Genomic DNA, 8,509 nt, shown 5'->3' with positions numbered 1-8,509 from the left:
ATGCGCGCGTCGCGACGCGGCGAAACACGCCTCCCCCAACGCCGGCTGGCCGGAGGCCGCGATGGCTGGCGCGCTCGGCCTCATGCTGGGGGGTCCGCGCGCCTATGGCGGAAGGACGCTCGCCGGCGCGACGCTCGGCGAGGGAAGGCGGGAGGCGGGCCGCCCCGATATCGCCCGCGCGCTCGCGCTCTCTCGGCGCGGCGCGCTGACGCTCTGGGCGCTGATCGCGATCTTCGCCTTTCTTTGGTAATTATTTAGGCTTTTTTCTGCGCTTATCGTCTTTGCTGACGATGTCCAGGTCGCCAAGGCTTCCATTTTTCCCCAATATGAATATGTTATAAGGCCCTATTGTGCAGCGCAACATGACACGCGGCGCGGCGGCTGCGAGGGGGGTGGCGGGAAAGGCGTGACGATGGACCGAATGGCGTATCAACTTTACGAAATGATGCATCTGGCCTTCACGCCAGCGCGCGCCGTAACGGACGCCATGCTGCATACAATCAAAAATCCGCTCAATCCGCTGCATGACACCTCGTTTGGACGCAGCATCGCCGCCTCGGCGGAACTGTTCGAGCGCATGACGCGCCGCTACGGCAAACCGATTTTCGGGCTCGACACCACCATCGTCGACGGCATTGAGGTGGAGATCGCCGAAGAGATCGTCTGGAGCCGTCCCTTCTGCGGCCTCTTGCATTTCAACCGGCGATTCCAGGACGCCGCGCCGAAGCAATCGAAACTGCTGATCGTCGCGCCGATGTCCGGCCATTACGCGACGCTGCTGCGCGGCACGGTCGAGGCCTTTCTGCCGTCGCATGACGTCTACATAACCGACTGGACGGACGCGCGGGCCGTCTCGCTCGCCGACGGCCGCTTCGGCCTCGACGATTACATCGACTATGTCGCCGACATGCTGCATCATCTCGCCGCGACCTCGGATGGCGCGCCGGTGCATACGCTCGGCGTCTGCCAGGCCTCGGTGCCGCTGATCTGCGCCATCGCCTTGCTGGAGGCGGGCGACGATCCCGATGTTCCCAATTCCATGGTGCTGATGGGCGGCCCCATCGACACGCGCGTCGCGCCGACGGGGGTCAATAAGCTCGCCGAGCAGCGCGGCATCGAATGGTTCCGCCGTCACTGCATCCATACCGTGCCCTTTCCGCACGCCGGCATGGGGCGTCGGGTCTATCCCGGCTTTCTTCAGCTTTCCGGCTTCATGGCGATGAATCTCGAGCGCCACCTCTCGGCGCATCTCGAAATGTTCAACCATCTCGTCGAAGGCGACGGCGATTCGGCCGAGAAGCATCGCGACTTCTACGACGAATATCTCGCCGTGATGGATCTGACCGAGGAATTCTATCTCGAGACGGTCGACCGCGTCTTCATCCGCCACGAGGTGCCGCTCGGCCTGCTGCGCCATCGCGACGCGCTGATCAATCTGAAGAGCATCCGGCGCACGGCGCTCTTCACCGTCGAGGGCGAGAAGGACGACATATCCGGAGTCGGCCAGACGGAAGCGGCGCTGACGCTGTGCGCCAATATTCCCCACTCCCGCAAGGCGCATTATGTGCAGCAAGGCGTCGGCCATTACGGCGTCTTCAACGGCTCGCGCTTTCGCGCCGAAATCGCGCCGCGCATTCGCGCATTCGCCGAGGAAATAGAGCGCGTCGACGCGTAAGGCGCGACGCCTTGCGCATGCCGCCGGATGAAGGCAGACTCCGCGCCGGCAAAAACAAAGCGCGACGCGCGCCTCAAAATAACCATCGCCGAGGAAAGATTCGATGACGATGCAGGACGCGGCTTCGCGAGAAGCTCTGCAAAAAGAAATTGACGCCATTCATTGGTATCACGAGTTCGATTTCGGCGACGGGCTGCGCGCCGTCAGCGTTTCGCAAGCGGACGATCACCGCCGTATCTGGCGCTTCATCGAGAGCGAGCTCGATAAGATCGACTTCGCCGGCAAACGCGTGCTGGAGATCGGCTGCTGGGACGGCTATTGGAGCTTCTATGCCGAACGGCGCGGCGCCGCCCGCGTGCTCGCGACCGACGACGTGTCGCAAAACTGGGCGAGCGGCCAAGGCCTGCGACTCGCCAAGCAGCTTCTCAAGTCGAATGTGGAAATCAATCAGAGCGTCTCGATCTATGAAGCCTCGAAGCTCAACGAGACCTTCGACATCATTATTTGCCTCGGCGTCTATTATCATCTCGTCGATCCTTTCGCGGGCTTCGCCGAGGTGCGCCATCTGATGCACGACGATTCGATCGCGATTTTCGAGGGCGACGCGACGCTCGAATTGCGGCCGGACACCTATTATTGGGACATGTCGGATTCGTCGAAATCCTGCTTCGTGCCGACGCAATGGGGCCTCAACCACATGCTGAAGACGGCCTATATGAATGTCGTCGCGCAGAGCTGGATGCGGCCGCCGCCCGCCTTCAAGCTGAATGTCGATCCGGCGCATCTTATCGGCTTCACCGGCGCCCTCGAGCCGTCAGGCTTCGCGCCGCTCAAGCACCGCGAGCGCATCCTCACCGTGACCAAAGCCTTCTCCGGCGAGAATCCGCTGCATCCCTATAAGCCGCCGTTCAATTTGGCGAAATTCGACACGCGCTGGAAATAGCGCGCGCCATCACACCATGCGCATGCCGTTGTCATTCCCGGCGCGCGCCCCGCGCGCGATCGGGAATCCAGAATCACAACAAATATCTTTTATGTTGCTCCGGATTCCCGGTCAGGCCTTCGGCCTGCCGGGAATGACGTCCGTCGATTTCGTCATTTGGATTTCACGTCAGAGCGTCGGCATGCGCCCCGCAACGAAATTTTCGCGCGCGAGCCGCACGAGCAGAGCGCTCGTCGCCTCGTCGGCGAGCCAGGCGTCGACGCGCGGATTGCCGATTTTCGCCGAGTCGTAATTGCCGTAAATTTTATAGCAGGAGGCGAGAAACTGCGGCAGCGTCAGGAAGTCGCCGACCGTCGTCGAAATATGATGGTTCTGCAGCTTGAACATATAGCCGCCCAGCGCGCCGAAGCGCTTGGCGATCGGCGGATAAATCGGAAAAATCTCGCTGCGCGCGAGGTCGTGCACGTCGTAATAATTGAAATTGACCGCGCGCGGCTTGAGCCCGACTTTTTCGAATAGTTTCTTGGCGAGATCGAACAGCACGAAACTCATCGGATGCACCGTGCTGTACATGAAGACGCCGCGCCGCGACCAGTTCATCAATTCGGCGGAGAGATCGACGCCATATCGCTCCCGCGTCGTATCAAGCAGTTCGCGCGCGGCTTCGTTCCACACGTCGAAATAGCCGAGCGCCTCGAATACATTCTCGTGGAAAAGAGCGTTCGCCATTTCGAGCGACAGACCCTTGCGATAGGCGAAAAGGCCAATCGCTGAATGATAGGGCCCGATCGGGCCGCAGACGAAGCCGTGCATCTGCGCCAGATCGTGAATATAGATGAGGTCCGGATGAAAAGCGGCGAAGGTGATCGCCGGAAAAATCAGGGTTTTCGGCAGGCGTCGGCATAATTCCTCCGATCCGCCGCCGCGCACATGGCCATCCAGAAAATCATGCGAGAAGACATAATCGTAGGTCGCGAGCGTTTTCGCGAAGAATCCCATATTGGCCCGCGCCCGGGCGACCATTACGAAATGATCCACCGTGGCGCTCGGATCGAGCACCTTCATCGCATAGGCGACGCCAAAGCTCTGACAATTGCCGACGACTGCGATGCGCGGCCCGGTGTTGCGCAGCACGCGGCCGGTGATTTTTGCGAGCTGCGGCTCGATGGCGTATTGACGCCAGGATTTGATCAGCTGTTTGTCGACTTGCGATAACATACGGTCTTTTACCGAATTGACGGCGGCGGCGCGCTTTTCTTCGCTGGCGCCCGCGGGTGACAATCGGGCGGACGCCGTCTATGTTGCGACGCGAGGCGGCGCCTGGCGGAAAGATCGGCGCAACAGCCCGATCCGCACGAGAATCAGCCGGATCGAACAGGAGTGCGACCATGGCGGAGAACCCCTATAGCTCCCTACCCGACCATCGCTTCTGGCGCAAGGCGGTGACCTCCCTGCCGCCTTTCGCGCTCGATCCCATCATCCGCACGCCTTTCAAGATTTCGTCGCATGACAAGGTCGCGACCGGGGGAAGCTGCTTCGCGCAGGAGATCGCCCAGCGCCTGCAGGCGAGCGGATTTCATTATTATCTCGCCGAAGACCCGCCGGCCGGCGTCTCGCCGGAAGAGGCGCTGCGCCGCAATTACTCGATGTATTCTTGCCGCTACGGCAATCTCTATACGACGGCGCAATTGCGCCAACTCATCGAACGCGCCTATGGGCGCTTTACGCCTGCGCTCGACTATTGGACCCGGCCCGAGGACGGGCGCTTCGTCGACCCCTTCCGGCCGCGCATCGAGCCGGACGGATACGCCACGGTCGACGACATGCGCGCCGACCGCACGCGGCATCTCGCCGCAGTCCGCCATATGTTGGAGACGATGGACGTCTTCGTCTTCACCTTCGGCCATACGGAGACATGGCGCCACAAGCCCGACGGCGCGATCCTGCAGCTTGCGCCCGGCGTCGCCGGCGGCGAATGGGATCCGAATGTTTATGAATTCTACAATATGACGGTGAGCGAAGTGGTGCGGGATTTCCTTGCCTCCGTCGATCGCATCCGCGAGGTGAACCCCAAGGCGCGCATCGTGCTCAGCGTCTCGCCCGTCGGCATTATCGCAACCTATGAAGACCGCCACGTCATCGAATCGAACAGCGCGGTGAAGGCGATTTTGCGCGCCGCCGCCGACGAAGTGGTGCGCGCGAGGCCGAACATCGCCTATTTTCCTTCCTACGATCTCTCGACCGTATCGCCCAATGCGCCGATGTTCTATCGGGAGGACACGCGCCGCATCAGTCCCTACGGCGTCGATCGCGCGATGCGGGTCTTTTTCGACCATTTCACCGAAAGCGAGAAAGAAAAGCAGGCGGTCAAGGCCGTCAAGATCGACATCGCCGCCGAAGCCGAGGCCAACGCCCGCATCGTCTGCGACGAGGAAGCGATCGAATCGGCTTAAAGAAGCGGCCGGCGTGGATCGCGTCCGACCGCCAAAGACCGACTGCCGACTGCCAGAGGAATGTTTGAATGATCATTGGTTCGCTTGCGCTCGCGACCGCCGGAGCCTTCACCGGCGCGTCGCTTTACGTCAATTATGTGGAGCAGCCGGCGCGTCTCGCCCTGAGCGACGACGCGCTGATCAAGGAATGGGAGCCCTCCGACCATCGCGGCTTCGTCTTGCTCGGAGGGCTTGCAGCGGTCGCGGCGCTCTTCGGATTTATCGCCTATCGCGAACTCGAAGACGTGAGATGGGTTTTTGGCGCGCTCGTCGTCATTTCGAGCTGGCCGTACACTTATCTCGCCATCGTGCCGCTCAACAATCGGATATTGGCGCTCATCGGCGCCGATGCAGCGCATGAGGCGCGAAATGTCATCAAATTATGGGGACGCCTCGAAATCGGACAGACCGCCATCGGCGTTCTCGCGACGCTGATCTATCTATGGGCCGCAGGCTGACCTGTCTTGAGCGCGGGGGACGATCCTTCGCCGCTTGCGTCCTTCTTTAAGAGATGCGGAAGACATGACCTATGACCTTGTGGTGATCGGCTCTGGCCCCGGCGGCTATGTCTGCGCCATCCGCGCGGCGCAACTCGGCCTCAGGACCGCCGTCGTCGAGAAGGATGCGACCTTCGGCGGCACATGCCTCAATGTCGGCTGCATTCCTTCCAAGGCGCTGCTGCACGCCTCGCATATGTTCGAGGAAGCCGGCCATGGGCTTGCGCCGCTCGGCGTCGTCGTCGACCCGCCGCGTCTCGATCTCTCCGCGATGATGAAGCACAAGGCGGACACGGTCGGCGCCAATGTCAATGGCGTCGCCTTCCTGTTCAAGAAGAACAAGATCGATTCCTATCGCGGCGTCGGGCGCCTCAAGGGCGCGTGCGAGGGCAATATCGAGGTCGAGGTCGTCGGCGCCGATGGCGCGACGCAGACCCTGCAGACGAAGAACGTCGTCATCGCCAGCGGTTCGGCGGTCGCGCCCTTGCGCGACGCCTCGGGCGCCGAAATCGCCATCGACGAAAAGCTGGTCCTTTCCTCGACCGGCGCGCTGGCGCTCGAGAAGATCCCGGAACGCCTTGTCATCGTCGGGGCCGGCGTCATCGGGCTGGAGCTCGGCTCGGTATGGCGCCGCCTCGGCGCGAAGGTCACGGCGATCGAATATCTCGACCGCGTCCTGCCCGGCTTCGACCTCGAAATCGCGACGCGCTTTCAGAAAATCCTCGAGAAGCAAGGCATAGTCTTCCATCTCGGCTCCAAGGTGACGGGCGTCGCGCGGACGGGCGCCGGCCAGGAGACGCGCGCCATCGTATCCTATTCCTCGGTCGACGGCGCCGTCTCCGATACAATCGAAGCCGACGCCGTGCTGATCGCGACGGGACGCATTCCCTACACGCTGGGTCTCGGGCTCGAAGAAGCCGGCGTCGCGCAGGAGCGCGGGCGCATCGTCATCGACGACCATTTCGCGACCAACATCCCCGGCGTCTATGCCATCGGCGACGTCGTGCGCGGGCCGATGCTCGCTCATAAGGCGGAGGACGAGGGAATCGCCGTCGCCGAAATCCTCGCCGGCCAGGCGGGACATGTGAATTACGGCGTCATCCCCAGCGTCGTTTACACAATGCCGGAAGTCGCGGCGGTGGGGTTGAGCGAAGAAGAGGCGAAAGCCAAGGGAATCGCCATCGCCGTCGGCAGATTTCCCTTTTCCGCCAATGGCCGCGCGCGGGCGATGCGAGCGACCGACGGCTTCGTTAAGATCATCGCCAACGCGGCGACCGATCGGGTCGTGGGCGTCCATATTCTCGGCGCGGGGGCGGGCGAATTGATCGCGGAAGCCGCCGTGCTGATGGAATTTTCCGGCTCGGCGGAGGACCTCGCGCGCACCTGCCATGCCCATCCGACGCTCTCGGAGGCGGTGCGGGAGGCGGCGCTCGCCGTCGCCAAGCGCGCCATCCATATTTGAGCCGTTTCGCGCGCCGCTGCGATTTACGATTCGCGCTAGACGATTCGCGCTCCGTCATCCGGCCGCGCGCGCCAGCGTCTTGAACTTTAAGAGGCGACGCCCGACATCGAACGCGCCGCCGGCGCGATCAAGGGACAGTCCATGGAAGAATGGAAAGAGCGTCTGATGGACGCTTTCCGCATGTGGTCAAAACGGGCGGTCGAATGGCTCCGCGACGTCGAAGGCTGGAAACGGCGGCTCAACCGCGCCTTCTGGTTCACGCTGGCGGTTCTCTTTCTCATTGAGAGCTGGCTTTGGGACCATCTCAAGGAGTGGCTGCGCGCGCTCGGCCATGAGCTGGGGATCGCGCGCATCGAACCCTGGCTCGAAGGCGTTGTGGCGAAGCTCTCGCCGCAAAGGACCCTGCTGCTCTTCGCCGTGCCGGCGGTCTCGGTCCTGCCCTTCAAATTCGTCGCCCTCAGCCTCATCGCGCATGGCCATGTCGTCAATGGTCTCATCGCGATTATCGTCGCCAAGACCTTGGCGCTGGGGATCACGTCTTTCCTGTTCGACATCTGCCGCGACAAACTTATGCAGATGCAATGGTTTTGCAGATTCTATTCGATCATGCTCGACATCCGCGCCTGGGCGCATGCGCTCGTGGCGCCTGTCAAGGCGCATGTCCATAAAGTCGTGGGGGCGATACGCGCGCGGATCGCCGAGGTCATCGGCCACGAACGCCGCGCTTTCGAACGTCGCGTGGCGCGGCTCCGCCGATTGGCGCGCGCAAAGCTTTCGGCATAGCCGCCGTTATAGGTCGGCGCTTCTTAGCGGGTTTCCGGCTGCTTGAGCGCGCGCCGCGGCCTTGGCCAGGATGGCCTCCGCCGCGGCGGCAAATGCTCGATCGTCCGCCGCTATTCGCAGATCGCATATCCAAAGCAGAAATCATCCGCGCCGGGAGGCGACCCAAAGATCGACGCCGCGCTGGCGACGCCGGCGGCGAACAGGAAAAGCAGCAGCGCATATAACGCTAGATGACGCATGGCGGGCCCCAACCCTTCCGCCGCAACTTTGACACAGCGAAAACTGAAGGGCGCGGCGTCCCGGGCTGCCGCTCGGCGGAGCGAACGCCCAAGGGCGCCGGCCCTTCTTTGGAACAAACGCAAATTACGACGCTCGCGTTCCACCAAAAAAGCATGGTCCTGACAATTAATCGCAGATCGCATAGCCGTAGCAGGCGTCCGACGGATCGGCATGGGCGGAGGAAGCCAGATAAGCGCCTGCGCCCACGCACTCCAGAAGGAGAACGAAAACAATAAGCGCCATCACGCCGATGCTTTTCGTAGGACGCATGACACCCTCCCTGTCTTTCCCCACCGCCCAATCGCGAGCGTGACCACTTTAGGGAGGGGGCGCGGCAAGCGCCGTGTGGGGGCGCACATGGTAAATTTTTTCTTGCGA

General features: G+C 62.2%; 10 protein-coding genes. 7 read left to right on the top strand and 3 right to left on the bottom strand.

The features are described 5' to 3' along the window. From V3H18_RS11965 to V3H18_RS11955, 3 genes are all read left to right on the top strand, one after another. A partial coding sequence (locus V3H18_RS11965; protein ID WP_332082293.1) for a cobalamin biosynthesis protein occupies positions 1-250 on the top strand: 250 nt, incomplete at its 5' end. 162 nt (positions 251-412) lie between these two features. After that, on the top strand, positions 413-1,675 hold the full coding sequence (locus tag V3H18_RS11960; RefSeq protein WP_332082291.1) for a polyhydroxyalkanoate depolymerase: 1,263 nt from the start codon (positions 413-415) through the stop codon (positions 1,673-1,675). Positions 1,676-1,778: 103 nt separating this feature from the next. Then, positions 1,779-2,618, top strand: coding sequence for a class I SAM-dependent methyltransferase (locus V3H18_RS11955; RefSeq protein WP_332082290.1), 840 nt, complete (start codon positions 1,779-1,781; stop codon positions 2,616-2,618). Between the two features lie 168 nt (positions 2,619-2,786). Here the strand turns inward: V3H18_RS11955 and V3H18_RS11950 are convergent, their stop codons facing one another. Beyond that, positions 2,787-3,836, bottom strand: a complete 1,050-nt coding sequence (locus V3H18_RS11950) for a WcbI family polysaccharide biosynthesis putative acetyltransferase (RefSeq protein ID WP_332082289.1) — start codon at positions 3,834-3,836, stop codon at positions 2,787-2,789. Positions 3,837-4,006: 170 nt separating this feature from the next. Between V3H18_RS11950 and V3H18_RS11945 the strand changes: the two genes are divergently transcribed. From V3H18_RS11945 to V3H18_RS11930, 4 genes are all read left to right on the top strand, one after another. Continuing rightward, a complete protein-coding gene (locus V3H18_RS11945; protein WP_332082288.1) occupies positions 4,007-5,071 on the top strand; it encodes a GSCFA domain-containing protein in 1,065 nt (354 codons plus the stop codon). Between the two features lie 68 nt (positions 5,072-5,139). Next, a complete protein-coding gene (locus V3H18_RS11940) occupies positions 5,140-5,568 on the top strand; it encodes a DUF1772 domain-containing protein (protein ID WP_332082287.1) in 429 nt (142 codons plus the stop codon). A gap of 64 nt (positions 5,569-5,632) precedes the next feature. Further along, positions 5,633-7,069, top strand: a complete 1,437-nt coding sequence (lpdA, locus tag V3H18_RS11935; protein ID WP_332082286.1) for a dihydrolipoyl dehydrogenase — start codon at positions 5,633-5,635, stop codon at positions 7,067-7,069. A gap of 141 nt (positions 7,070-7,210) precedes the next feature. Next, complete coding sequence (locus V3H18_RS11930) at positions 7,211-7,852, top strand: hypothetical protein (protein WP_332082285.1); 642 nt, start codon at positions 7,211-7,213, stop codon at positions 7,850-7,852. 110 nt (positions 7,853-7,962) lie between these two features. Here the strand turns inward: V3H18_RS11930 and V3H18_RS11925 are convergent, their stop codons facing one another. Further along, entirely contained in the window at positions 7,963-8,091 is a 129-nt protein-coding gene (locus V3H18_RS11925) for a hypothetical protein (RefSeq protein WP_332082284.1), read from the bottom strand. A 166-nt stretch (positions 8,092-8,257) separates the two neighbouring features. After that, positions 8,258-8,401, bottom strand: a complete 144-nt coding sequence (locus tag V3H18_RS11920) for a hypothetical protein (RefSeq protein ID WP_332082282.1) — start codon at positions 8,399-8,401, stop codon at positions 8,258-8,260. Positions 8,402-8,509 lie beyond the last annotated feature (108 nt).

This window comes from Methylocystis borbori, assembly GCF_036576025.1.
GTDB classification, from domain to species: domain Bacteria; phylum Pseudomonadota; class Alphaproteobacteria; order Rhizobiales; family Beijerinckiaceae; genus Methylocystis; species Methylocystis borbori.
This window is presented reverse-complemented; position numbering and strand designations above follow the sequence as displayed.